This window comes from uncultured Roseibium sp. (genome assembly GCF_947494555.1).
GTDB lineage: Bacteria > Pseudomonadota > Alphaproteobacteria > Rhizobiales > Stappiaceae > Roseibium.
Genome location: NZ_CANLVF010000001.1, coordinates 72344 through 98000, shown reverse-complemented (window position 1 = coordinate 98000; position 25657 = coordinate 72344). Strand labels below are relative to the sequence as shown.

Annotated in this window: 24 protein-coding genes; 15 read left to right on the top strand and 9 right to left on the bottom strand. The window is 56.9% G+C overall.

Annotated features, from left to right (window positions below; all coding sequences use genetic code 11):
• Positions 1-129 precede the first annotated feature (129 nt).
• A complete protein-coding gene (locus Q0915_RS00415; RefSeq protein ID WP_299472416.1) occupies positions 130-1002 on the bottom strand; it encodes a LysR family transcriptional regulator in 873 nt (290 codons plus the stop codon).
• 159 nt (positions 1003-1161) lie between these two features.
• On the opposite strand from Q0915_RS00415, the gene Q0915_RS00410 reads away from it, so the two are divergent.
• Entirely contained in the window at positions 1162-1881 is a 720-nt protein-coding gene (locus Q0915_RS00410) for a hypothetical protein (protein WP_299472415.1), read from the top strand.
• A 342-nt stretch (positions 1882-2223) separates the two neighbouring features.
• Here Q0915_RS00410 and Q0915_RS00405 read toward each other — a convergent pair whose 3' ends face one another.
• Positions 2224-2910 (bottom strand): helix-turn-helix domain-containing protein, encoded by a 687-nt coding sequence (locus Q0915_RS00405; protein ID WP_299472414.1) that lies wholly within the window; start codon positions 2908-2910, stop codon positions 2224-2226.
• A gap of 115 nt (positions 2911-3025) precedes the next feature.
• Here Q0915_RS00405 and Q0915_RS00400 point away from each other — a divergent pair, with 115 nt between their 5' ends.
• Both Q0915_RS00400 and Q0915_RS00395 read left to right on the top strand, forming a co-directional pair.
• Entirely contained in the window at positions 3026-3436 is a 411-nt protein-coding gene (locus Q0915_RS00400; RefSeq protein ID WP_299544143.1) for a hypothetical protein, read from the top strand.
• 157 nt (positions 3437-3593) lie between these two features.
• Positions 3594-3764 (top strand): hypothetical protein, encoded by a 171-nt coding sequence (locus Q0915_RS00395; protein ID WP_299472412.1) that lies wholly within the window; start codon positions 3594-3596, stop codon positions 3762-3764.
• A 333-nt stretch (positions 3765-4097) separates the two neighbouring features.
• Here Q0915_RS00395 and Q0915_RS00390 read toward each other — a convergent pair whose 3' ends face one another.
• The gene (locus Q0915_RS00390) at positions 4098-4943 is read right to left on the bottom strand and encodes a LysR family transcriptional regulator (protein ID WP_299472411.1); all 846 of its coding nucleotides are present in this window, start codon (positions 4941-4943) and stop codon (positions 4098-4100) included.
• Positions 4944-5060: 117 nt separating this feature from the next.
• Between Q0915_RS00390 and Q0915_RS00385 the strand changes: the two genes are divergently transcribed.
• The 4 genes from Q0915_RS00385 to Q0915_RS00370 all read left to right on the top strand — a co-directional run bounded on the left by Q0915_RS00385 (position 5061) and on the right by Q0915_RS00370 (position 8975).
• Complete coding sequence (locus tag Q0915_RS00385; protein ID WP_299472410.1) at positions 5061-5255, top strand: hypothetical protein; 195 nt, start codon at positions 5061-5063, stop codon at positions 5253-5255.
• Between the two features lie 267 nt (positions 5256-5522).
• Positions 5523-6047 (top strand): hypothetical protein, encoded by a 525-nt coding sequence (locus Q0915_RS00380; RefSeq protein ID WP_299472409.1) that lies wholly within the window; start codon positions 5523-5525, stop codon positions 6045-6047.
• Between the two features lie 423 nt (positions 6048-6470).
• Complete coding sequence (locus Q0915_RS00375) at positions 6471-7094, top strand: hypothetical protein (protein ID WP_299472408.1); 624 nt, start codon at positions 6471-6473, stop codon at positions 7092-7094.
• A 258-nt stretch (positions 7095-7352) separates the two neighbouring features.
• Entirely contained in the window at positions 7353-8975 is a 1623-nt protein-coding gene (locus Q0915_RS00370; protein ID WP_299472407.1) for an FAD-dependent monooxygenase, read from the top strand.
• An 87-nt stretch (positions 8976-9062) separates the two neighbouring features.
• On the opposite strand, the gene Q0915_RS00365 is transcribed toward Q0915_RS00370, so the two are convergent.
• The 3 genes from Q0915_RS00365 to Q0915_RS00355 form a co-directional block, all read right to left on the bottom strand.
• A complete protein-coding gene (locus Q0915_RS00365) occupies positions 9063-10130 on the bottom strand; it encodes a BTAD domain-containing putative transcriptional regulator (protein WP_299472406.1) in 1068 nt (355 codons plus the stop codon).
• Between the two features lie 171 nt (positions 10131-10301).
• Positions 10302-11255 (bottom strand): homocysteine S-methyltransferase family protein, encoded by a 954-nt coding sequence (locus tag Q0915_RS00360; RefSeq protein ID WP_299474629.1) that lies wholly within the window; start codon positions 11253-11255, stop codon positions 10302-10304.
• A gap of 84 nt (positions 11256-11339) precedes the next feature.
• Positions 11340-11534, bottom strand: a complete 195-nt coding sequence (locus Q0915_RS00355) for a hypothetical protein (RefSeq protein WP_299472405.1) — start codon at positions 11532-11534, stop codon at positions 11340-11342.
• A 30-nt stretch (positions 11535-11564) separates the two neighbouring features.
• Between Q0915_RS00355 and Q0915_RS00350 the strand changes: the two genes are divergently transcribed.
• The gene (locus tag Q0915_RS00350) at positions 11565-13211 is read left to right on the top strand and encodes a winged helix-turn-helix domain-containing protein (RefSeq protein ID WP_299544141.1); all 1647 of its coding nucleotides are present in this window, start codon (positions 11565-11567) and stop codon (positions 13209-13211) included.
• Between the two features lie 211 nt (positions 13212-13422).
• Positions 13423-14976 (top strand): winged helix-turn-helix domain-containing protein, encoded by a 1554-nt coding sequence (locus Q0915_RS00345; protein WP_299472403.1) that lies wholly within the window; start codon positions 13423-13425, stop codon positions 14974-14976.
• Positions 14977-15071: 95 nt separating this feature from the next.
• Here the strand turns inward: Q0915_RS00345 and Q0915_RS00340 are convergent, their stop codons facing one another.
• Positions 15072-15656, bottom strand: coding sequence for an iron-sulfur cluster-binding domain-containing protein (locus Q0915_RS00340; protein ID WP_299472402.1), 585 nt, complete (start codon positions 15654-15656; stop codon positions 15072-15074).
• Here Q0915_RS00340 and Q0915_RS00335 point away from each other — a divergent pair.
• From Q0915_RS00335 to Q0915_RS00325, 3 genes are all read left to right on the top strand, one after another.
• A complete protein-coding gene (locus tag Q0915_RS00335) occupies positions 15612-16280 on the top strand; it encodes a sigma-70 family RNA polymerase sigma factor (RefSeq protein WP_299472401.1) in 669 nt (222 codons plus the stop codon). The genes Q0915_RS00340 and Q0915_RS00335 overlap by 45 nt on opposite strands.
• Entirely contained in the window at positions 16277-16816 is a 540-nt protein-coding gene (locus Q0915_RS00330; protein ID WP_299472400.1) for a cupin domain-containing protein, read from the top strand. Before Q0915_RS00335 ends, Q0915_RS00330 begins: the two co-directional genes overlap by 4 nt.
• 120 nt (positions 16817-16936) lie before the next feature.
• Positions 16937-18601 carry a hypothetical protein gene (locus Q0915_RS00325; RefSeq protein ID WP_299472399.1) on the top strand — a complete coding sequence of 555 codons (1665 nt, stop codon included), beginning with the start codon at positions 16937-16939 and terminating at the stop codon, positions 18599-18601.
• 299 nt (positions 18602-18900) lie between these two features.
• Here Q0915_RS00325 and Q0915_RS00320 read toward each other — a convergent pair whose 3' ends face one another.
• On the bottom strand, positions 18901-22113 hold the full coding sequence (locus tag Q0915_RS00320) for a 2Fe-2S iron-sulfur cluster-binding protein (RefSeq protein ID WP_299472398.1): 3213 nt from the start codon (positions 22111-22113) through the stop codon (positions 18901-18903).
• A 22-nt stretch (positions 22114-22135) separates the two neighbouring features.
• Positions 22136-22585 carry a MarR family transcriptional regulator gene (locus Q0915_RS00315; RefSeq protein ID WP_299472397.1) on the bottom strand — a complete coding sequence of 150 codons (450 nt, stop codon included), beginning with the start codon at positions 22583-22585 and terminating at the stop codon, positions 22136-22138.
• 116 nt (positions 22586-22701) lie between these two features.
• On the opposite strand from Q0915_RS00315, the gene Q0915_RS00310 reads away from it, so the two are divergent.
• Genes Q0915_RS00310 through Q0915_RS00300 form a run of 3 tightly spaced genes read left to right on the top strand, consistent with a single transcriptional unit; the run spans position 22702 to position 25517 of the window.
• The gene (locus Q0915_RS00310; RefSeq protein WP_299472396.1) at positions 22702-23718 is read left to right on the top strand and encodes a TRAP transporter substrate-binding protein; all 1017 of its coding nucleotides are present in this window, start codon (positions 22702-22704) and stop codon (positions 23716-23718) included.
• Positions 23719-23721: 3 nt separating this feature from the next.
• Positions 23722-24216, top strand: a complete 495-nt coding sequence (locus Q0915_RS00305) for a TRAP transporter small permease (protein ID WP_299472395.1) — start codon at positions 23722-23724, stop codon at positions 24214-24216.
• Positions 24213-25517: a TRAP transporter large permease gene (locus tag Q0915_RS00300; RefSeq protein WP_299472394.1), complete on the top strand. Its 1305-nt coding sequence runs from the start codon at positions 24213-24215 to the stop codon at positions 25515-25517. Before Q0915_RS00305 ends, Q0915_RS00300 begins: the two co-directional genes overlap by 4 nt.
• Positions 25518-25657 lie beyond the last annotated feature (140 nt).

The following is a 25657-nucleotide window of genomic DNA, read 5'->3' as shown; positions in this document are numbered from 1 at the left end:
CGGCGATACGCCGAACGACCTGATTGGGGCGCATGGCTGTCATTTATGCTATGTGCAGCGAAAGTCTGCTTCGAACCTAAAGTGCCAAATGCTGCATCATACGGGAATGTCGGTTTGCGCCTGCCTCCGTTACGCCCGCGTACGCGCAATCTCACGGATCAGGTCGCTTGTCTCTGGCCTGGTAGCCTGGTGCCGAAAACGAAGAGCAGAAACAGTTCGGGATATTTCAAGGCCATCGATGGGGATCGACACGAGGCCCGTGTCGGAAGGAATTGCCGTGGCCGGCAAGATCACCGCACCTGACCCTTGCCGCGCAAGCTCAATCAACCAATCCACGCGATTTGACCGATAGGCCGCGTAGAGTTCGTAACCATGATCGGTACATGTCTCATGCAGAGCATCCCGCATTTCGCAATTAGGCCGATCGAGCATGTTCGTATCAGCGAGCGTCGCAAGAGAAATGGCAGTCGATTGCGCCAATGGATGCGAAACTGACACCACCACTCTGTAGTCTTCATCATAGAGAGGGTCTATCCGGTAAAGGTCTTCACTGACCTTCTCTGCCGTGACCACGACATCAAAATCACCATCCCGCAAACCGGGCAGAAGCTCGGTGGAAGGCGCCACGATCAATTCAATTTCGGCTTGCGGCAACCGCGCGCGAATACGCTCCATAGCTGCTGAAATTCTGTTGTGGCCAATGGTTTCGCCAACGCCGACAGAGATGGGAACCCGCTCCAATCGCAAATGCCGCACCGCCTCAGCCTTCGCCTGCCGCGTCTCATGATGAACCTTCTTTAGCCGCGGTTGCATGAGTTTCCCAAGGGCAGTCAACCTGCATCCCGCGCGGTCCCTTACGAACAAGTCTCCCCCAAGTTCGTCTTCAAGTTTCTTTATCGCAGTCGTCAAAGATGGCTGCGAGACATTTGACGCGCTGGCGGCATGGGTGAAGTTGCGGTGTTCGCAGACAGCAAGAAAATACCTGATCTGGTTCATTTCCATGGTCGCACACTCCGTCAATTCCCATCCCGATTCACAAAAGCAACTTCCATAGTCAATGTCTATCAAAGAATAGGCGTTCGGAATTGGAGTCTGGGGCGTCCGGTGTGGGACAAGAGCTCATCGAAAGCAAGCCGACGAGCTTCAAATCAGGAGACGAACATGAAAACGCAAATCCTTCAGACACTCGCCGCACTGGCTCTGATCACAACTTCCGCAACTGCACAGGACACTCCAATGGACAACCACACCGCCAGCTACATCGCCATGCCCGCCGCTGAGGGTCAGGCCGAAGCCTTCGCAGAGTTTCTGGAAGGGGCAGCACCAATTGTGAAAGAGACGGAGCCGGGCACGGTGCTTTGGTTCGCACTACAAGCCGACGATACGCTCGCGATTTTTGACATCTTCGTTGATGAAGAAGCGCGCGACGCGCACTTTTCCGGTGCTGTCGCCGGTGCCTTGCAGCAAAACGCGGATGCACTGGTAGCGGGTGGCTGGGACAACGGCGTTGTCGCGAAAATCAACAACTCCAGTGTCTTGTCGGTGAAACAGCCAGTCGATCTCTACACTGCAACGACCGCGACCTATATCAAGCTTGAAGCAGCACCGGGTAAAGGTCCTGATCTGGCGGCCTTGTTGACCGCAGCCGGCCCTCTCGTGGCTGACACAGAACCCAAGACACTGTTCTGGGCGGCGCTGCAGATTGACGAGAACAACTTCGCCATCTTCGACATCTTTGCCGACAATTCCGGTCGCGAAGCGCACTTTGCCGGGCAGGTCGCCGGGCTGCTCAACGAGAAAGCCTCGGAGATAGTCTCTGGAGGATGGGACGATGGTGTGGTCGCAAACGTCAGCAACTTCGACATCCTCGCTATCAATTAAGAAATTTGCGATCTGAAAAAGAAGCGCCCGGTGTGAATGCATCGGGTGCTTTTCTATAAGAATTCAGATTTCATCTTAGAGCGGTCATTCGAGCCAACTGCAGCGAAATCCGGCTCCTCACCTTCCATAGACCTTCACGCGCTGCGCTACGAACGGCAACTTTCAGGATTGTGTTGTGAACGTTCAAACGACCGGAATTGGGGGTGCTTAGCTGTCATTCTTATGAGCCGCAGCGAAACCTGCTTTGAGCCAATAGCTCTAGATGCTGCGGTGAATATCAATGTCTGCGTTGCATTGAACCAGTCATGGTTAGGGACCGCCTCCACAACTGGCTGGTCTCTTTTAAACTTCACGCACCGGTCGCGGAATTTGAGCTGCCGAAGAGAGAGGGAACCATTTCTTAAAACGCTGACAAACGACGCCATCGCCCAAAACCGTGATCCGCTCATTGGACATCGCTTCTGAAAGGGACACGTCGCCCATCCAAATACCTACCAGCTCTTGCGAGGTTGTGGAAATATAGGCGGACACTTCTTTGCCGGGATCCTCGTAGCACAAGTCGCGGGAGTCACCGTCGCAAACAATCCACCATTTCTTGTATTCGTTCAGATCTGAAAACTGAAAGCACAGAACGGATTCGCCGCCCGGCAGTTCATCCGTCTTGATGTTGCGTTCTACGTCGAACATCAGAAACGCGACGTCCATTTCATCGCTGCGCAATTCATCGCGAGCCCACCGCATTCCCCAGATCACCAGCGATTCAATCACCGGGGCTAGTTCTTTGCCAGCAGGTGTCAGATGGTACTCAAAACCACGCTGCCCACTGATCGGGCGCTTTGTGATGACACCGTTTGCCTCAAGCTCTTTCAGGCGCGTGTTCAGCACAGTCGGCGAAATACGGGGCATCCCCTTTTGCAATCGCGAGAAGCGTGTGCTGCCTAACAGAAGTTCTCTGACAATCAGCAACGACCATGTGTTGCCGAGAATTTCCGCGGATTTTGCCACGGGGCAAAACTGTCCGTATTGCATCGCCCATCTCCTAACTACGTGAAACGTAGTAGATTACTACGTGTGGCGAAGTATCGCCGCAAGGCACCCTGCGGCTACCCCTCCATCATCAAAGCAAACAAGGAGAAGAGCGATGATGGATTTTGTGACAAACGTTTTGAAGATTTTCGGGATCGTGTTCCTGCGGTTCCGTCCCATCCCCCGGATCTGGAATGTATGGCTTGTTGGCGTCAACCTGTTGTGCCTCTATTTCATAGCACATGTCGAGGCGCAGGTTGTTCTGGTGACAACACTTGTCGCCGTAACCCTGCAGGCGATCATTTACGGGCGGTCCGGGTTTACACGAGCCCTTGGGATCACTCATCTGCTGTGGCTACCAATGTTTGGCTGGATGGCAACCCGCGCAAACGACATTGCAGTCCATTCGGACTTACAGACATGGATCATCGTCCTGGCCATCACAAACACTGTATCGTTTGTTGTCGATCTCGCCGACGTGACCCGGTTTGCGAGGGGCGAGCGCGCGCCACATTATCGGTGGAACTGAGTGATGGACTTTTTCTTTATCGAAATGCTGGGGTTTGCTGCTGGTGCGACGACACTTGTCAGTTCCGTGCCGCAATTGATAGCCAACTTGCGAAATCAGGATTTGGCACTTGGGCAAAGCCTGATTTCGCAATTGCCTGCAATCGGCTGGAAACGCATTGTGGTTTATCTACGGTGCCTCGGTCGGCTCGACCTCCATGATCACCTTTGCGGGCCTTGGTTGTTTGATGGCAAGTTGCCTGGCGCTTCAAACCTATCGCATTCAGCGCAGGGATCTCGGAATAGCGGGCAATCAGCTGGCATCTGGCATGGGTGTGCCCGCGACTTAGCCCACACCGCCGAGCGACTGCAAAGACCATCCACGAACACTCAGATCAAAAAGCAGCCGTTTGTCGCGAGTTGGCAGACGGCAGCTTTGCCCGCACCTCAGCCATTTGCCCTGATTCTGACGAACGGCTGCTTTCGGGAACAACGGGATAGCGGTCGAACGTCCAGATTGGGTGGGCGCAATTCAGACACCCCTTGCTGAACCCACCTCACCGACACCCCAGTCTCTGCCACCCCAGTCTCTGCCACCCGAGGCCGGCACAGGATCACCTCTCTCCCACTGTTTCTTCGGCTATAAAACCCGGCGCACGTACGTGCATGCGCAGCACGAGGATCTATTGTTCCTGGTCCCGCGCCGAAGTCTTCAGGTTACGGACCAGCCGGGGAGCGGCAAAGGCAGTGAAGCGGCGGACCTCCGGTCGCTTGAGCGCAGCCGGAGACGTGATCAGCCAGATCGGCAAGTTGGCGTGATCGGGTGGGTCAAAACAGCGGACCAGGGTCGCATTGGCATCACCAACGGTCACCGGCAACGGGCCGATACCCTGTCCGGTCTGAAGCGCCATCATGACGTCGTTTGATGTCGCGCACCGGACGAGATTGCGCCGTTTGCTTTTGACGTGGTTCAGAAGATGGACCGTGTGGTCTTCCATGTCATCGCAGTATTCCGCCGGCAGAGCATGTTTGGCGGCATAGGTGCTGGACGCATAATAGGTCCACTGGGTTTGACCGACTTTCCGGGCGACCAGCCTGTCATCGGAAATCGCCGGGGCCATACGCAGGGCAACATCGGCCTCCCCCTTCATCATGTCCAGATGCCGTTCGGAGAACACGAACTCAAAACTGATACCGGGGTTTTCTTCAACAAACCCGGCGACCACAGCGCCTATGTTTCCGAAAGTCTCATCTTCAAAGGCGGTAATGCGGATCGGTGGGCTTTCCCCGCCTTTCAGGGCTTCCGCCTCAAACGCCAGGGCTGCCTGTTCGAGGCTTTCGGCATAGGGCAACAAGGCGGCCGCACACTCCGTCGGCTCGGCACCGCGCGTGGTTCTGTCAAAGAGTGTCACATCAAGGGTGTGTTCAAGAACGTCGATGCGCCGCGCAACGGTGGTCTGGTTGAGCCCCAGATGCCGTGAAGCCGCAAGAGTGGATCCTTCACGCATGACAGCGAGAAAGACGCGCACGTCTCCCCAATCTCTGAACCGGCTCTGCATTTTTGCATAACAGCACGGTGCCGTAGCGGATACCAGCGGAACTTTCTTCCGGCGTATTTTGTTGCTGACAAAAATATGGAGCCGAAGATGACTGTCTTGCCCCACCCACCGCTCTCGTTTCTCATCCGATTCTTCGAAAAGGACCAGCAAAAGGCATGTGAAACCGCCCAGATCGACACCGCCGAACGGCGCAGGATTTTCGGCGAAATGATCACATCAGGTGCCTGCGGCAGCGAATATGGCGCTCAGATGCTGATGTCGGTCTTTCCGGACCAGTATTGAACCATAGCGCTCCCCAACCAAAAGGCTTTGCTGACAAAGCTGGCGATGGGCAGCTGAGTCCAGAGCGTCGCGATGGTGCAGACCGCGTTCGAAATGCCGGAGCATCAACAGCACGCCGGACCAAACTGCACATGCCGATAATCCTGATTTAGCGCATTTTTAACGTTCCAGGGTCGCCTGAGCGGTCATTTGTGACGGGCAAAAAACGGCGCCGCTGCATCCTGTGCGCGTCAACAAATAGAAGCTATCAGGATGGAGACAATTTTCATGTCTTGGAAAGTATTTGCCAAAAAGCATTACTCCCGGATCGAGTGGGTTCAACTTTATCATAACCAGGACTATCCGGGTGTGGTGTTGGTTGTCCTTCAGTCGGCTGGCGGTCAGATGCTCAAGCAGATCAGTAAATCCGGTATCCAGATGCAATACTCTGATATCGAGATGAAATGCGGGGGAGCACTCTCGATAAATTCAACTTTCGAAGGAATTTTTTATACGCCGTTGAAGGACATTCATGGAATGAATTCCGCCGCAGCGCTGGCTGTCAACAAAGCCGCACGCGAAAAGAGGCAGGACGTTACGACCGTAACGGTGGCGCCCGCCGGCCTCGAGGCACCGGACTGTTCCTATCAGGCCAGTTTCAACCGGCTCCTGAAGGAGCAGGTCTTCAACGTTTCGGTCGGAAAAGTGAACATGAACCCGTTCAAAGGCGCTGCGGGTCTGCAAGACAAGATCAAGAAGATGGTCGAAGCTGAAATGCGCCTTTGTGAGCAAAGCTCATTCTCCAGACCATGAATTCAGCCAGCATTTACCGGTTGATCCGATGCCACCGCCGGCGAGAGTGCGTCTCTCCGGCGGGGCCGGTTCCGTGTTGCTGTCGTTGTCATGTTCACTATCGCGACCTGGAAACCATATTGACCCGGCGGGACATGCATATCGATCATTCAAAGAAAGAGCATTGGGCTCAGCGAGCGGTTGTTCCAGCAGAATGCAGCGATGGCGTGCCTTGAATCCGAGTTAGATACTGACAGGATCTCTTGAGCGTCAGTTCCATAGTACCAGCGGCCCTTTTAAAGATAGAGTTGTAATATTTGCTTCTTGCTGTATTCGAACATCTACAATTGAAATTGCTTTCAAGGAATAATTTGACAACAAACGAGGTGAAAGGTTAGCATTTTTAGTGTGCGGGTGGCCATTTTGTGCTTAGGGGATGTTTTCATGTCGTCATTTCGCGTCTTTTTCAAAAGCAGTTCAGTTGTTTTAGCTGCAGGATACTTTCTGGTTTTTGGTTTTTTGTCGCCGGCAAGCGCCGTGACAATTACGCCGACAACAGCCGTGCCCGTTAGCTTGGGTACGTTTGGTGCAGGAACATACGAAATAACGGCGACTGGCATTGTGTCGTTGGCTGGTCCAGTAGGTGTCGGCTCAAATTTTGACTTGGACCCGGATGGCATCCCGATCTCCGGCGTTACGTTTTCAGGTTACGGATATTTCAATCCTGGCGGAGCAGATTTCGACGCTTTTTCAGGGGGAGCCAACGGTCCCGCAGGCCCGGGTGTGAACCTCGGCGCCCTCATAGGAAGCCTTACGGCAACACCCACGTCAGCGGCCGACTGGTTTCTGATCGGGAGCAGCCACCAAATTACGCTGAACTCGACTGCAACAATTTATGCTGCCGTCAATGATACCTTCTATCCGAACAATACTGGATCGTTTGAAGTAACCGTCGCGTCAGCGGTTCAACCTGTCCCCCTTCCAACCGCACTGCCTTTCCTGGCTGGGGGAATTGGTCTTATGGGATTTTTGGGCTGGCGCAGGAAACAAAAGGACGCGGCTGACTAAAACCAGGTCTTGTTGGAAGTTGCGGAGCGGCCAATTTGGCCGCTTTTTTCGTGACCGGTCTGCAAAGCGCTCATCTTAGAAGCCTAATAGGCGCCATCGGCGTGCCTGTTTGCACGTGCAACGCGGATTTCGACGCGGTGTCCTGGCAAGCTCTTGTGCTTGTCCATTGCCCGTCCCTGTCAGGCTTGGTACGTCTGTTCTTGCCACCCTCGGTGCGCGGACGGACGTTGATTGCGAACAGAGCCGGGAGAAAACATCATGGATGCTGTGCTGGTTGTCGGCGGCAGAACCACCGGTCTGATGATGGCTGCCGCGCTTGCGCGGCGCGGTGTACCCACAAGATGCATCGACAAGTCCCCCGGCATCGATCCGCATGTGAGAGCGAACCTTCTGCATTCGCGCACGCTTGAGATCTTCCAGGGCCTCGGACTCGACGACGAGGTGACGCGTGGCTCCGTTCCAGAAATCGCCTTCACATTTTATCGCGACGGAGCGCGGGTCGGTGAGAGCCCGCATGCCCCGATCGACTCGCCGTTTCCCTTCGGCATGTCGCAATCGCAGGCGCATACAGAGGCCACTCTGGAAGCGCATTTGGGGGCTTTGGGTGTCAAGGTCGAGCGCAGTGTTTCCCTCACCGCACTCACCCAGGACGAAGACGGCGTGACGGTAACGCTTCGCCGCGATGATGCGCGCCATGGCGATGAAGGCGAAGAAACGGCGCGCTTTCAGTGGGTGATTGGTTGCGATGGCGCGCACAGCGCCGTGCGCAATCTCATCGGCGAGACCTTTCCGGGTGACGCGGACGCCATTCCTTACATACTCGGCGATGTTCTGATTGACGGGGATGACGACCTCGAACCCAACAAGGGGCACGCCTTTTTCCACGACAAGGGCGTGTTGTTCGCCTTTACCAGGCTACCGGACAACCGGCACTTCCTGGTTGCCAGCCTGGAGACCGGCGCCAGCACGGAAGGAACACCCCCGCTGGAGGCGCTTCAGGCCATCGTTTCGGAAAGGGGCAGGCCCACGCTGCGCTTGCATGATCCGCACTGGCTTGGCTATTTCCGGATAAACTACCGGCTTGCACCGCACTACCGGAAGGAGAGGGTTTTCCTTGCGGGCGATGCCGCCCATGTTCACAGCCTGCTGGCGGGACAGGGCATGAACACAGGGATCCAGGACGCACATAACCTCGCGTGGAAGCTGGCCCTTGTCTTCAAAGGCGAAGCCTCAATGGACATTTTGAAGAGTTACGAAGCAGAGCGGCGGATCGTGGCCAGAGAAGTCGTCGATACGACCCGGAAAATCACTGACACGATGGAGAGTTATACCAGCCTGCCACGACACGACCGGGAAACATTCATTTCACATCTTTACACGCCAGAAGCTGCGCGCTTGGACGCTGCACGCCACCTTCAGGAAATAGACCTTGATTACAGCGCAAACCCTCTCTGCCTCTCCCTCGATGATGCCTTTGATGGCGGCCCGGCAGCCGGAACGCGCGCGCCAGATGCCACGGACCTGATCGTCGGTGGCCGGTCCACCAGCTTTTTCAAATTGCCGGCAGACGACCAATACAGATTGCTGTTCTTCTGTGGCCTTGCGGGCGACCCTCCCGTCAACGAAATCCAATCGGCGGCAGATGCCTCATTGGAGTTCAGCTCCTGGCTGAAGCCCTATGTCGTAAGTATCGGTGCAGCTGACGATGTGTTCCAAGGCCTTCCCGTGATCATTGATCAAGACAAGAAAATGCATCGTACCTATGCCGCAGGCAGCCCCTGCATCTATTTGATACGCCCCGATGGCTATGTGGCGTTTCGCAGTTCAAGGCTCAGTGGCATCGACATCTATTTCAATCACCTCGGCACGATCAAGAGGTGAGAGTGGCCGTCACCAGCGGTGCCGGTGACAGGCAAGTCTTCCGGTGCGGGCGTATGCTCGATTGGCTCAAGACCGAGGGGTCGCAAGTCAGCTTTGGCCTTGCGCCAGCAGCAGGTTGGCAATCGATTGACTGGCCTGTTCGCGGAGTTGCTCCGACCCGCAACGGACAATTTCTTCGACCAGATTGTTAAGGTCCAGCTGCGATTTTGTCTGGTCCGCCAGATTGCGGATGACGAAGGTTTGCGTTGTCCCCATAAGCGTAACGCCCTCCATGCTGTTACGTCCTGGCAGGGCTGGTCTGTCCGTATCATGAGCACCCGCGTCACTGGATCCAACCCGCTGCGCAGCGATGCGCCCGCGCAGCTCGAAGGTTGCCGCCTCAGGCGCGACCTGCAGCGACGAGTGCAGTCTTTTCCTGAAACCTTCGAACAAGACGAGTGCTGCTCCCCGCTGACCTGTTTTCGAAAGCGCTACCATGGAATGCCGCAAGGCACTTTCGTTATAGGGATCCTGGTCCATGCGCCATGACGCGAGCGTCTCCAGCCCCGTCCAATTCTCATTGGCGAGACAAGCCGCCGAGGCGCTTTCCAGGCGTCTTGTGATCCTTTCCGAAAAAGACCTGCGTTCTATATCCAGCCACTCCTGAAAGGCGGGGTCGACCCGGCCGGTATTGCCGAAGAGTTCTCCGGCAGAAAGGGCGGCGGCAGCGACCGGATCGGCCTCCAACTCATCAAGAAGCGTTTCGACATCGGTCCGAAAGGCCCCATACTTCAGGCCAACGGACCGGCGGTCCACGTCGAGCATCTCCGCTCCGGCATGTTCGAGGGCCTTGTTTGCGTGATAGATCGTCTGCCGCAGGGAAGCACGTGCCTGAGCTTCCCCGCGCTCTCCCCAAAAGCGCGCTGCAAGCGTTTCGCGCTGCAGGCGTCCTTCAAGGGCAAGAACAGCAATCAGGAGAGCCGTATGCCTGGTCGGCAGCACCAGCCTTTGGCCTTGAAACAGAATGTCCAGTTTGCCCAGCAGCCGGATATCGATGACCTTGCCGCGATCCTTGGCCACCGGGTGGCCGGTCTTTTCGGCCACAGACAAGGACCCACGCCCCGGTGCGGGAGCGGGGATGGCGGTGGGGATGGCAAATTTCAGTACATTGTTCATGTTCTTGCCTCTTTCCAATCGCGATCAAGGTCAGCACATCGATGATGTCCGCTACACGATTGATCGCTCGTGAGATGTTTATCCCGGGGCGTCCGCCCTGATGCAGAGAGGAATTGCGTTTCCGTTCCAAGCGGTGGGAGCGCGCCGTACCCTTCACCTGCCGTGAGGTGGTCAATGCGCGTGGCAACAGGCGCAGGTTTCGGCGATTGCCCCTACATGGCGATGATCCGTTCCGCAGCAGCCGCCAAGGACGGTCGCCTTCGGCAGGAGCTGCCTGAGTTCCAGATACTGGGATGCCAACTCTTCCGGGTTGCCGGCATCGAGTTCTTCGGCGTTGTCCAACTCTTCGTGGGACAGCCTGGACGCATTTGCCCTGACGCCGCCGATGCGCTGCACCCAGTCGCCACCGCCTTTCAGAACATCGACGAAATGATCCGGATGAGCGCAATTGATCATGTAGTAGGCAGGAGCCTCGCCGGTCTCCAGATCAACCTGACAGATTGCATCGCCGAGACCCTGGCCGCTCGGCAAACGACCATCGGTTTCCAACGTGAAGGATATCGCAGACGGCATGCCGCGCCGTTTAGCAGCCAGCGCAATTCCGAGCGCTTCTTCGACATAGGTCATCGTGATCGCGGACACCATGTCGGCCGCATATTCGAAGAACCAGTCGATCTGCCGGGCGTGATAGTCCCGGGCTTCGCTCACCGTCATCAAGCGCCTGGGATTGTAGCCATCGTCCTGCGGTCCAAGAACGCCGTTGAGGACAAAAGGCGACGTATCTGTTTCAAGCCCTTCGCGCAGCGACAGAAGATACATCATCGCCTGCTTGTGGATCTCCTTCAGATCCCGGATCGAAACACCCAGGTCATTGGCCCATCGGCTGCTGGCCCGCCACGTCGGCGTATCCATGATAAACCCCAGCTTATGTCGCACTGCAATGCGCCCGAAATTCATCATGTAGCGGTCAAGGGCGGCACGGCCCTTTTCGCTGTTTAAAAGGGTAAAGGCCGCAAACGCGGGAAGATCCAGGCCTTCCTGAAAAACCATCCAGGTTTCAAGACCTCCATCAGTCAGGAAATCCCGGTTCGCGAGTTGAGGCAGCTTGTTTCTGTATTTCGGGATCATGTCGAAGACCTTTCGTTTACACACATTCAGACCGCACAAAACCCGCCCGTGCCGCAGGCCGGTTGGCTGCGAGCCGCTGGATCAGGTTCTTGGGTTTTTGGTTCCGGAGAACTGCGGATTGAGACTTAGTACGTCTGCAGAAAGAAGACTTTCAGGATTCCTTTGGGTTTCCTTTGGATTTTCTGGTTTCGACTTTTTATTTTCGAGACGTGCGGTCGGTTTGATCTGCTGCACCGCATCTTCTGAGTGGTCTTCTTGCACCTGGGAAAAAGCCATGTATGTGCATCGCGCGCTTGAAACATTTCGATGCGCGCGAAACTCATGTATTTTGATGAAATATTGAACCGGGACTCAGATCTCAAAAAGATGATTTACAGATTTGAGGAATTTGAACTTGATGCTGCAAAGCGCGAATTTCGCCGCGCCTCCGAACTGGTGAGTCTGGAGCCTCAGGTCTTTTCACTGCTGCTTCTGCTGGTCGAAAATCACGATCGCGTCGTCTCCAAAGACGAAATCATCGAAAAGATCTGGAATGGACGGTTCATCTCCGAGGCAGCCGTCTCCAGCAGGATCAGCGAAGTCCGAAAGGCGCTTGGTGAAGGGTCTAAAAAGCCACGCTTTCTGCGAACGCTCTACAAGCAGGGGTTCCGGTTTCAATTTGAACCGACGACACGCCTGGGCTCAGGGGGGACACGGTCCGCCGGACCGCAGGACGCGGCGAACGGCGAAGCAAGGGATCAGGACCCTGTTGTTGTTGTCCTCCCGTTTTCAGGGATGCCGAGTGATCCGAACTTTAACTGGCTCATTGATGGTATCTGCGACGACATCATCACCGGACTGTCCCGTTTTCGGGAACTTCGTGTCATTTCGCGTCTGAGTTCCTTTGGGCTCGCGGGCCTCAGCCAGAAAGACCTGGATTCGGCAATCGAGGATTTGGCGGCGGATTATATTGTTGAAGGCAATGTCCGGCGCCAGGAGGCGGCCTGGCGCCTGCAGGTATCAATCGTCTCCACCGGGTCACAAACCCAGATCTGGAGCGAGCGGTGGGAACTTGAACAGGCATCCCTTCAAAACCTTGATCACATTACGGATCGGATTGTCGCGGCGATTGAGCCAGAACTGCTGTCGGCGGAGAGAGACCGAATTCGGCAAAAGCCTGAAACGGATCTGACGACCTGGGAATGCACGCAAAAGGGCCTTTGGCTCTTGTGGCAACAAAAGAGCGGCCTGCATGAAGAAGCTGTTTCGGTTCTCAAAACCGCATGCAGCCGCGATCCGGACTATGCGCTTGCGCACGCCGGATTGGCTTATGCCTTGTGCCATGCCTACAAGGAAGGCGTGATGGAGATCGATGCTCTTGACCAGGCGCTGGCTGCCGCCCGCCAGGCTGTCCAGCTGGATCAACGAGATGCCTTTTCATATGTCGCACTCGGACGGTCCCATCTGGCGCGCCAGGAGTATGACGAAGCCATCTCCGCCTATGATGAAGCGATTACCCGCAACCGCAACCACGCCTATGGCCATTTTGGAAAGGGGTACTCCCTTTCTTTAAGCGGGCGGGCACCGGCTGCAATCGAGCATTTCGAAACGGTGCTTGAACTCAGTCCGCGCGACCCGCAGGGATGGTCGGTCTGTGTCATGCTGTGTTTTTCCAATCTGATCATTGATCAGGCCGACATTGCGCTTTCGTGGGCTCAAAAGTCCTTGAGAATGCCAAATGCGCCACACTGGGCCAAGGCAGCGGAAGCGGCAGCACTGACGGCCCTCGGTCAGGAAAAGGCAGCCGCACTTGCACTCGAAGAAGCACTGGCAGCCCGACCCGAGCTGAACGCGGCATTTCTGAACCGAGCCTACCCTTTTGCGGATCAGCGGGATTTCAAGAAGTTGTCCGAATTCATGCTCGGAACATTCGTCCCCGATGTCTCTCTAAACAAAGGCGCGCCTGGCTCCTGACCCTCGCGGTGGACAGCGACTTTTGAGACGAGTCACCCCAATGGCGCAGCGAGAGAACTGGCAATTTGATGTCCATTGGGTGTCCCGATAGATTTGAAGAATCAAAGTTGGCAATGGTGAAGGGCTTGATTGAAACCTTGGAGCGTGACGAAAAATGTCAATCCGGCTGAGGCATTGGGTGAGATGCTGTTACAGGTGTTTTTGACTTGAGATGACCTATAACTTCGGCGCATACGAACTCGACCGGGAGCAATTCGAGCTGCGCAAGAATGGCATTCGAGTGGCCGTGGAACCGCAGGTGCTGACGCTGCTGCTGCTTCTTGTCGAAAATGCACACAGGGTGGTCACAAGAGACGAAATCATCCAGACGGTCTGGAACGGTCGTTTTATCTCCGAAGCAGCTGTTGCTAGCAGAATTAGCCAGGCGAGATCAGCGCTCGGCGATGATGGAAAGAAGCAGCTCTTTATCAAAACGATCCACCGGAAGGGATTACGGTTTGTGGCCGATCTCGGCAAAGGCGGTATCGAGCCCGAGTTTCAGAAGAATGTCGATCTGACAACGGGCGTGTGGGCGAAACCTGCAGAAGACGCACCCCGGCTTGTCGTGATCCCTTTTCGGGATTTCACCACTGAACCAGCCTCAGATTTTTTCGCTGAGACGCTGACGGAGGAAATCACGACAGCTCTCTCAAGGTGCAGCGACATAACGGTTATCGCCAAAACGTCCGCCCTCGCTATCGGCGGAAATGACGCGCGGCTTGAAGAGATCAGTGAGCGGCTCGGTCTCAAATATGCTGTCGAAGGATCTGTCCAGAAATCAACTGAAACCATTAGGGTCAACTATCGTGTCATAGATCTGGAGAGTGGCGAATACCTATGGACGGACCGTTTCGAAGGGTCAGCTCTGACGTCATTTGAAATACAGGACGGCGTCGCACGATCGATTGCGGCCGCGCTGCCAACACGTATTCATGGGGAAATTGCTTCAAGGAGCACCGACACAACTTCCACTAAATTGAATTTGTTCCAGGAATATTTGCAGTTGGTATGGCCCTTACGTCGGGGGAAAACAGCGGCAAACGTTGCCATCGACCTTGAGAAACTGATTGAGAAACATGGCGATTTCGCACTGGCCCATGCACATCTTTCTGTCTTGCTCGGATATGCAGGGTTTGAAGACGCACGCCACGATGAGGAAATCATCAGCAACACAGTGAAGCACGCACTGCATGCCATTTCTCTCAGCAAAGACGACGAGCGCGTTGTGGCGAAAGCGGCTCTGGGTCTTGCCCTGTCGGGAGATTGCCGGCGTGCCTTGCAATTCAGCCAGTCAGCCCTCGAAATAAATCCCAATTCTGCTGAAGCAATTCATACGCGCGGGTTGATTCAATGCGCTGCAGGTGAGCACGAGACAGCGCTCGATTTTCACAGAACGGCCATGCGGCTGGATCCGCTATGTCCCTCATTTTATCTGGAAGGTGTAATTGAGGCGAGTTTTCTGCTTGGCCGATATGAAGATGCCATTGCGGCCTACGAGCAGTGGGACAAGCCGAGTCTTCATGTCTTGGCGTATATGGCCGCGTGCTACGCGCTGTCTGGCGACGAGGTGAAGGCAAACCAGCATGCCATAGAGTTCGACCGCTTGCGTCCTGAAACGTTTGATTTTCAAAGCTTCCTGTCTGTGGTGGATCGCTTCTTTCAAAATGAGCAGGATAGAGCCCGCTGGAAAGCTGGTTTTCTTGAAGCCGGATTGCTTACGAATTGATATCATTGGCAAACTACCAAACGCGCCAAGGCCGACTTTTGCCTGGTCATCGGCAGTCTCAGGTGCGCAAAAACCCTCTTGTTAACCCGCTTTCTCTACAAATCCACCTCTACAACACCTCCGGCCTCGGCCGCGCGCGACTGGCACAGGATCACTGCCTCCTCCCGCTGTTTCTTCGACAAAACAAAATCCCGGTGCTCGACCTCGCCTGAGACCAGTCCGCATTTGCAGACGCCGCAGATGCCGTCGGAGCATTTGATGTCGATGGGGATGCCGTTCTCGGCAAGAACGTCGGTCGCGGACTTCTCCGCCGGGACCTCCAGCTCTCGCCCGGTGCGGGCGAGTTTCAGGGTGAAGGGGTGGTTCACGTAGTCGGGCACCTCCGGCACGTTGAAATATTCAACGTGCCGCTCGTCGTCGGTAAATCCGGCGCGCTCGGCCGCCTCCATCACGGAGGTCATGTAACGGTCCGGGCCGCAGGCATAGACGTGGCTGCCTTGCTGATAGGCGCTCAGAACCTGATCGAGATCCGCCCGCGTGTTCTGGTCGCTGAAATAGAAGCTGACCTTGTCCATCCAGGGAAAGGCGTCGAAGTCCTCCAGGAAGCCTGCATCTGCCTTTTTGCTGCAGGAATAATGCAGCTCGAAATCCGCGCCATTTTTGTGAAGCTCATGCGCCATTGCGATCATCGGGGTGACCCCGATGCCACCGCTGGTGAGATTGAAGACTATTACCAATCCGATGTATGCTATCCGCCGGAGCGGATCATGGAAAAAGAGACAGCAGGTTCAGCCGAGGCCCTGCTCAGCGCTATTGCAACAGGTGACCGCCGGGCGTTCGCGGATTTGTATCGGACAATCGGTCCGGTGCTTTACGGTATCTGCATCAAAATGATGCGCCATCGTGACAAGGCGGACGACGTCTTCCAGGACGCTGTAGTAAAAATATGGACCAAGGCGCATCTTTTCGACCCGGCGAAGGGCCAGGCATTGGCTTGGGCGGTGACTGTGACGCGCCGTTGCGCGCTGGATCATCTTCGCGCGCAAGGGATCAGAACGATCTCGCTAGACGAGACCGATATTGAAATCACCGGACATGTCGGTGATCGTGATGGTGCGGGCAGCTCCGACCTGTGGCGCTGTCTCGGCAAACTTGACGTGAATTATCGCAGCGCAATCGTACTGGCCTTTGTTTATGGCATGAGCCACCGCGAACTGACTAAAACGTTGGGCAAGCCGCTCGGGACAGTCAAAAGTTGGGTGCGTCGTGGCTTGTCGCGGTTAAAGGAGTGTCTGGATCGATGAACACCGATAAGCGTGACAATCTGGCGGCGGAATACGCCCTTGGTGTCCTTGACGCCGGAGCCCGCAAGGATGCAGAAGCACGTTCGAGCCATGACGCGGGCCTTCGTGAACAGATCGAAGCCTGGGAGGCGCGTCTTGCAGGCCTGGAGCGGGGTGTTGACCCGGTCGATCCGCCAGCACATTTGTTCGAGCGGGTTTCTGCTCGGATCGACGCCGCGGTCAGCCCCAAGGGAACTCGTACGATCCGCGCCGCTGAAGGCGACTGGCATTACTTTTCCAAAGGCATCGAGATGAAGATCCTTGCGCGCGACGACAATACGAAACGGCAAACTATGCTGTTGCGGATCGAGCCAGGCGCGACATATGCCGGTCATCATCACGATCAGGGCGAGGAATTGTATATCATCAGCGGTGATCTGGCGTTCGGTGATTTCGAGCTCGGTGCCGGAGACCATCATTTTGCGGCCCCTGACAGCGACCACCCTCCTGCCATCAGCCGCACGGGCTGTGTTGCGTTAGCAATCGGCGGTGGTTGACACCGTGGGGGCTGAGCCGCCTTCCGCCTAAAAATTTTTTTTGTCTCTGCATCCAAACACGCCTCCCGTCCCGTTTAGGCGGTTGTGGGACGTTCAAATCCAGCATTTTGGAGGAACATCGTGTTTCAGAGACATAGATTTCAAGCAGCAGGCGCAGCGTTCGACGACGTTGCCGAAAAGTATGCCAAAGTGAATGGCGTGGTCGGCGGCGGCGTTCGCAAGGCTCCCGACCAAGCCCGAATGAACCCTGCCGGGCCGCAATACGTGATCTTCGTTGATGATCGCAAGGAAGTTGAGAAACAACGCCACAGCGGCAAACTTCCAACTACGGTTTCCACGCCCTACGACACGATCGAGGTCGTGCTTGTCGATGCCGTGGCTCAGGAACAGGAAGCGCATACCAGCGACGACAACCCCATGCGGCCCGGATCATCCATTTGCGATGCGCGCGACGATGCCGGAACGCTGGGTGCACTGCTCGACAGCCCGGGGACGGGCGATACGATCGTTACCTGCGGCCACATCTTCCCGAACTCGGCTGTTGACGATCCGGTGTTTCAGGCAGGCCCATTCGACGCCAACCGCGCTGGCCGGCCGCCGCGGCAGGTCGGCAAGGTCCTCACCAGCGGCTATCCGTCAAAGACCTACGATGTGGCGGTTGCCAGGATCGACACCAAATTCCAAGTTTCCCGGGTGCCTTATGACGGCGTTCCCGCTCCCTCGCTCGCCACGCCAGCTGTTGGCATGGTGCGCGGCATCGTCAACGGTGTTTCTTTTTTCATGCACATAGATGACGTATTGAAGAAGGCTGGTGACCTCCTGAAGACGGGCGGCAATTCGGCAACGCTCCGTTCCACCTTGCGCATAACGGAAAACGACGACGGACGCGAAATCCTGGCCAGCGGCCGCACAAGCGGCCTCATAAAGGCCAGGGTTGAATTTATCGGCTTCATGAACACAAACGGTATCAAGACCGACGGTTTCTTCGTCTCTCCCCAAGGGGTGACGTTGTGTGGCGATTCCGGCGCGGTCGCAGTCACCGTGACCGATATGACGGCGCAAATTACAGAAGACGGTGGGATAATCGACGTCTCGGTTCAGGATACAGACCCGTCCGAAGAATACCTGCCCGGTATCGATATGGGGCTTGATGAACTCATCAATTCGGACGGCAGTGATGTCGAAGCCCAGGGCGTGATGGTGAATGGTAAGGACCTCGTCGCAAGAATCCTTGCGAAGCTCTCCGGTATCGGCAAACTGAAAATCACGGTAGACACCCAAGCCTACCGGAACACGTGTGTAGAAAAGCGTCCGCCCTCGATCCGGGCCACACCGGTGAAAGAGGTAATCCTGCGCAAGGACCGCGAAGCTGAAATCCCCGATGTGGCGTTCGATCCAATCGAACTGGACACCAAAAGCACCTGCTGCACATTCGGTACCGCTCCCTACGTGGTGATTTCGTCCGAGAATGGCGACAAAGTCGAGGCGCGGGATCTTAAAGTGGAAGTTTCCGGCGTTGGCACGCTCAACATTTCGGTCGAGGTTTCGCAGAACATAACCGGCGCGAAGTTCTCACGCTTCGGCAACTGCTTTCGCAACATTTGCCAGCGCGAGGAAATGCGCGGCACTGTCTATGCCGAACGTTCCTACGACATCCGCTTTTCGATCTCAGCGGGCGAGATTACACTGCCAGGGTTGGGAAAGATTAAGGCCGGAGGTGGTGAAATCAAAATCAAAACAACCGAAGCGTTAAAGAAACGGTTTGTAATCCCATGCCAAAGCTGACCTAGGGATGAATGGGCGGCGAGAACATTATGTCTTGCGTCTTAGGACCGTCAGGACCAAAGAACTCGGTGTCGCGATTGAGCCATCTTGCGCTTCGCGCAACGGACATATCGTCGCCCACATCTTCCAAATCAACAAGGTAATAGGATCATCCCCATCGGCTCGGAACAACTTTTCCAACCGAATGGCCGCACTCCACCGATCCACTCCAGGCAAATCCAATGTTCGCCTTCAAGAAAAATCCTGTAGCGTTTGAAAGTCGGCATTGGGGCGAGCATGGCAGCCTCCCCGCTGTCTCTCTACAAATCCACCTCTACAACACCTCCGGCCTCGGCCGCGCGCGACTGGCACAGGATCACTGCCTCCTCCCGTTGTTTCTTCGACAAGACAAAATCCCGGTGCTCGACCTCGCCTGAGACCAGTCCGCATTTGCAGACGCCGCAGATGCCGTCGGAGCATTTGATGTCGATGGGGATGCCGTTCTCGGCAAGGACGTCGGTCGCGGACTTCTCCGCCGGGATCTCCAGCTCTCGGCCGGAGCGGGCGAGTTTCAGGGTGAAGGGGTGGTTCACGTAGTCGGGCACCTCCGGCACGTTGAAATATTCAACGTGCCGCTCGTCGTCGGTAAATCCAGCGCGCTCGGCCGCCTCCATCACGGAGGTCATGTAACGGTCCGGGCCGCAGGCATAGACGTGGCTGCCTTGCTGATAGGCGCTCAGAACCTGATCGAGATCCGCCCGCGTGCCCTGGTCGCTGAAATAGAAGCGGACCTTGTCCTTCCAGGGAAAGGCGTCGAAGTCCTCCAGGAAGCCTGCATCTGCCTTTTTGCTGCAGGAATAATGCAGCTCGAAATCGGCGCCTCTTTCGTGAAGCTCATGCGCCATTGCGATCATCGGGGTGACCCCGATGCCGCCGCCCATCAGGAAGGTCCTGGTTGCGTTTTCTTCCAGCGGAAAGTGGTTGATCGGCTTGGAGATGAAGATCTTGCGGCCCTCGGTGAAGATCCGGTGGAGCAGTTTCGACCCACCCCGGCCCTCGTCTTCCTTCAGGACCGCGATCTGGTACTTGCTGCGGTCGGCGGGATCACCGGATAGCGAATACTGGCGCAGGAATTCCGGTGCGACGACAATGTCGAGATGGGCTCCCGCCTTCCACTCGGGCAACGGCTCGCCGTTCAGCGCGCCGAACTCGTATTTGGTAACGCCGTCCGTCATCTTGTCGGCCTTGACGATCTCCACGCGGATAACGGGCGCATCGCCGTCGATCCGGTATTCATGCGCAAGACCGTCCGTTTCACCCTGTTCCAACCTCGCCTTGTACTGATCCGCCGTGATCAGCGCTTGATAGGCCTCAATCCCCTTTTCCCGATCCATGGGAAACGGAAACGGCCAGGGATGTGGTGCGAGGTTGGCAGGATAAACGGCGAGCGTCTGGTCTTCGTATTTGAGATCGAGATCCTTCTGCAGGCCGCGTTCATTCACCGGATTGCGGGCAGCGCGGTAGGCGCCGTCCTCGGCGAGCTCAATATCCCACCACCACTTCTTGACCGGGTTGCGCTCGCCATTGCCGACCATGTCGTCCAGCTTGGCGAGCATCGGCGCGGCTTGCGGAATATTCATCGCCGCCCACCGGAACGGCGCTTCGGCGAAGATGCCCTCCAGGTTCCACGGGCAGGTTTTCATGCAGCGCCCGCACATGGCGCCGCTTTCATTGGTGATACGGTAGGTCGTGCATTTCTGGCTGTCCGACTTCCAGATCTCGTAGCCGTTGAACATCAATTTCGGCCCGGCAGTGATCGCACCGGCCGGGCATTCCCGCGCGCATTTGTTGCACGCTTCGCAAAAAGACTGGAGGCCGAAGGAAATCGGCTTGTCATGGGCAACCGGCATGGTCGTCGTGACGGCGCCGGATTTCAGGCGCGGACCCAGGAACGGGTTGAGGATGACCTCGCCGATACGGCTGACCTCACCAAGGCCGGAAAGGAGCAGCAGCGGCGGCTGCAGCACTTCCCCGTCCAGCACCGTATGCGCCTTGGCCTTGTAGCCGAGATTGCGGATCTGCTTGGCAACGATGCTGCCGAGGATCGCAAAGCGCAGGTAGGCCCGCATCGACTGGGAGACGGCAATCCAATCGTCACCGGAGGCCCCTTCCATGGTTTCAAAGCCCTGATCGACCACCATCGAGATCGCCTGGTCATGAGGCGGGTCAAGCGGCGCGCCGGTGGCATCGTGCGAATACCAGGCCCAGTCTGGACAGCGGGAAATCCCGGCAGCATCGATGCCTAGGAAATAGGACATGGCCTTGAGGTTTTCGGCATTCTGCTTCGGATCGGACGTCGACGCTGCAACGGTCGGTTCCGGATCGCCGTCCTGCAGCAGAACGAACGCCCCAAGCCCGCGTCTTTGGGCCATGGACGGGGCGGACTTTCTGGCATAGTGGCCGTTGGTGGCCGCCTGCTGGTTCTTCTTGCCCATGTCGCCGAACTGGGACCTGGCGAACATGTCGGTGCGTTTGGGCACGCGCGCGATGCGCTCTTCGTCAAAATAGGTGGTTGGCGTGTCGACCCGCTTCAGCTTTTCAAACGGATGCGGCCCATCAACAAACCGGCGCTTCGCGAAAGGGTCAAGCGTTCGGGCGCTCTTGCCGGTACGGTAGCCGACCTGCCAGGCAAGTCCGTGGGTCTTGGATTTTGGTTGTTCTGCCCTCGGCAGAAGCGGCCTGTCATGCGCGATGTTGAACTCGGTCGTGATCGCCGCGAGCGAAAAGCCGGTGCCGAGATAGGGATTGGTCAGAACCCCGTCCTCGACTGTCGCAAGACCGGCAGCAACGGCCAGCATGTTGAGATCGGCATCGGACGTCGTGTGGCTGTGCGCTGCCGCTTCATAGCCGAGCAACCGGATATACTGCGCCAGCACGACGGCAACTTCCGTTGCCCGGAGCGCAGAACGGTGCGCGCCGGCACCTTTGAGCCAGGCTTCACCCGGCTCGCCCGGATGAAGTTCGCGCGGGGTCTGGACAAGGAAGACCAGCGCATGTTTGTGAGACGCAACCCCCTTTGGCGGTGCGTTCATGGCATCGCGCAAGTCGGCCATGATCATGTCGATCCCTGACGCCAGCGTCTTGGTCTGGGTGGTGCGCAGCTTTTCCGCCAGCTGGTCGATATCCGGATTGCGGAACGGCTTCTCCAGCCTCATCTCATCGCTGAACCCGCACGTGCCGATCATCGAGGCATCGGAGAAATAGCCGAATCCCTTCAGGTGGTTGGCGCGCTCCTCAAGGTCTGACGGCACTTCGGCGCGCGCCTTGTTGACGATGCCGTCCCGGATCGCATCCAGCATCGCCTGGGCCTCGCTCATGGCATTGATGATGTTTTCCGGGTCTTCGTCTTGAAACGGCATTTGGGTGAGTGCCGGTACGGAGCCGAAGTCCGGCATGCCGTTGCTTCTGGCAAGGCGCTCCAGCGGAAAGGAACCCAGGTGGACCGGTCTCGTCTTGTCGGAAAAAAGCTTCACGGATTTCGTCCCTCTCCCCGCATCAAAGGCGCATCAGCTGAACCTGTTCGTCCCGCGTCAATTCATCGATCGTTGCCATGAAAGTTTCATAGAGCTTCAGGTCTATTTTGCCGGCAAAATGATCGTTCAACTCTCGCACAAGTACGTGGCAGGTGTTCAGTTTCTCCTGACCGAGCTCGGTCAGGGCCAGCTCGGTGTAGCGTTTGTCGTCGTCCGTACAGGCGCGCTCCAGTAGGCCCCGCTCTTCCATCGTCTTCAAAAGACGCGAAACGGCCGGGCGGGCGATGCCGATATAGTCGGCAAGCGTCGACGGCGTGTTCACGTTCTCAAGGCCAACGCCGCTCAGAACGCACCACATCAATCGCGTGATGCCGTGTTCGGACAGCCGCTTTTCCAATCGGGCTTCCATGATCCGCGCGAGACGGGTCACTTTGAAGCCGATACGGTTGTGCAGCCTGTATCCTTCCGTCATGCTGTTCCTCGCCGACAAACCGGTTGACTTGGTTTCCACCATAATCTCTTATGCAATTAACAATGATAATTACTCAAGTTAATTAACTGGACAACCAGTTTCGGGAGGGAGAGACAATGAAAGTGAATGCTGGAGGTCTGCGGGCGAAACTGACGGCCGTTGCAGCGTCTGCACTGGTTCTCATGGGAGTCCAGTCCGCAAGCGCGGACGAACTCAAGATCGCGCATTTCATGCCGTCAATGCACCCGATGGATCGCGGTGTCATGACGCCGCTTGCCGAAGACATGGCTGCCGCCACCAATGGCGAGATCACCATGCGGATCTATCCTTCGGGCGAATTGGGCAAGGGGCCCGTGCAGCAGTATAAACGCGTTGTCACCGGCGTTGCCGACATCGTCTTCGGCATTCCTGAATATACGCCCAAGCAGTTCACCAAAACCGGTCTCGTCCACATTCCGGGTCTTTTTGCCAACGGAACGGACGCAACCAACGCGCTCTGGGACAATATCGGCCTGATCGAGGATGAATTCGCCAAGGCCAAACTGCTCGGTTTGTGGGCCAACAATCCATCCGTCCTGATCACCCGCGAGAAGCCGGTCCGCACGCTTGCGGATATGGAGGGCATGAAGATCCGCACTCCCAATCCGGTGATGGCCGCGCTCGTTGAAGGCTGGGGCGGCATTCCGGTCTCCATGCCTGTACCGGACGTTTACAACGCCATGAACACAGGCGTCATCGATGCCGTCATGATTGGCCCGTCCGGCATCCGGTCCTACAAGCTCAATGAGACCGGGAAATACGTCACGACGAACATTCCTTCCGCGGTCGACAGTTTCTATCTTCTGATGAACAAGTCGAGCTGGGACGGTCTTTCTGACGACAACAAGGCGAAGCTGGGTGAGCTCACCGGCCGCGATCTCAGCCTGCGCGGTGCGAAAGCCTTTTACGATGCCGGACAGGCCGGACTGAAGCTGGCGAGCGACAGTGGACTGGAACTGATCGAAATCACGCCGGAAGCCGATGCGGAGTTTCGTGAAAAGATGGGCCCTGCTCTCACTGCAGTCATCGACGAAAAGGGCAAGCAGTCGGGAAGCGACGCGCACGCGATCGTCAAGGCCCTCGGCGGCCAGTAGGACGTGGCCGCGCCGACACCGGACGAAGCCGGCCTGCCGGAGGCGGGTTGGCGCAAATGGTTCGAGGTGCCGCTCGTTCTGTGTGGCGCCGCAATCATATTCGTGCTGATGGGCCTGTCGGTGACCGACGCCTTGTTGCGCTCTTTCTTCAATGCTCCCATTTTCGGCGCCAATGACTATGCCCAGATCCTTCTGTCCTTCGCCGTTGCCATCAGTTTTCCGCTCTGCGTTCTCTCAGGCAGGCTGATTGCGATCGACACGCTCGCAAGGCGCCTTCCTGTCCCAATTCAAAAAACGCTCGACTGGGCAACGACGATCCTCGGCATCGTCATGCTTGCCTATCTCGCCTGGCGGTCCTTTTCCAATGCGCTGGAAGCCTCGGAGTTCGGCGAAACGACCTTGCTTCTGCAGCTGCCATTCGCCCCGTCCTACTATGCGGTTGCCGCCGGTTGCGCCCTTTCCTCCCTGGGCCTTATCCTGGAAAGACTGACCAAATGAGCCCTGAGGTTTACGGTGCCCTTGGCTTCGCAGTTCTGTTTCTGTTGCTTGCGCTCGGCACGCCCGTCGCGATCGCACTGCTGGTCGTCGGCTTTGGCGGCACAGTGCTGCTCTCCGGATTTATACCGGCTGCTTTCACATTGAGCGGCCAGGTGTTTGCGACCGTAACCGTCTATGAGCTGACGATCATTCCGCTCTTCATCCTGATGGGAAACCTGGCGTCCACCGCAGGGCTCAGCCGTGACCTGTTTGAGGCCGCACACAAGGTGATCGGTCACCTGAAGGGAGGGCTCGCCGCTGCAACGATCATGGGCTGCGCGGGCTTTGCCGCTCTTTCCGGATCGTCGATTGCCTCGGCTGTGACAATGGGAAAGGTCGCGTATCCCGAAATGCGCCGTTTCAACTACGGGGCAAGACTGGCGACAGGATCCATCGCTGCCGGCGGTACGCTCGGCATCCTGATTCCGCCATCCACGGGGTTCGTGATCTATGCCATCCTGACGGAGCAATCGATCGGCCGCCTCTTCATGGCCGGTGTGCTGCCGGGCATTCTGCTGACGGCAATGTTCCTGATCGCGATAGCCATCGTCACCTTCTTCCGCCCGGATGAAGCGCCCAGGGGGCCTGAATTCAGTACACGGGAGAAACTGGCCAGTCTGCTGCGCTCGACGGGGATAGGCGTCATCATCCTGATCACGATTGGCGGCATCTACACGGGCTTCTTCACGCCGGTCGAGGCCGCCGGTGTCGGCGCGTTCTTCGCTCTCGTGATGCTGGTTATTCGCGGCAAGTGTACTTTGCCGTCGCTCTACCAGATCAGCTCCGACACGCTGAAGACAACCGGAATGGCGTTTTTCATCCTGATCGGCGCCAATGTCTTTGCCCCGTTTGTCGCCCTCTCTCACTTGCCGGCAACCATCGCGGACGGCATGACGGGTCTCGCGCTCGGCACCTACGGAACGCTCGCCCTCATTCTCCTAGGCTATGTCATCCTCGGCATGTTCATCGAAGGGCTCTCCCTTCTCGTCATCACGCTCCCGATCGTGTTCCCCCTGGTGATCGGGCTGGGGTTTGACCCGATTTGGCTCGGCGTCGTTATGGTGATCGTTCTGGAAATGGGTCTCATTTCACCCCCGGTCGGTGTCAATGTCTTCATCGTCAAGAGCGTGGTTCCAGACGTTCCGATCGAGACGATTTTCGCCGGTATCATGCCCTTCTGGCTGGCGATGATTGCAACGCTCGCCCTGATCGTGGCGTTCCCCGAAATTGCGCTGCTGATCCCGAACGCCATGTTCAACTAGGCTTTCTTGCTGCTTCAGTGACCAGCGACGGCCGGACGGGCGGCTGCGTCTGCCCGGACATGCGCCCAGGTGCACACCGGGTGTATGACAATGATGCATTCAATTCGCAGAGCTCAGGTGCCAACTTGTGGCCGGTCGAG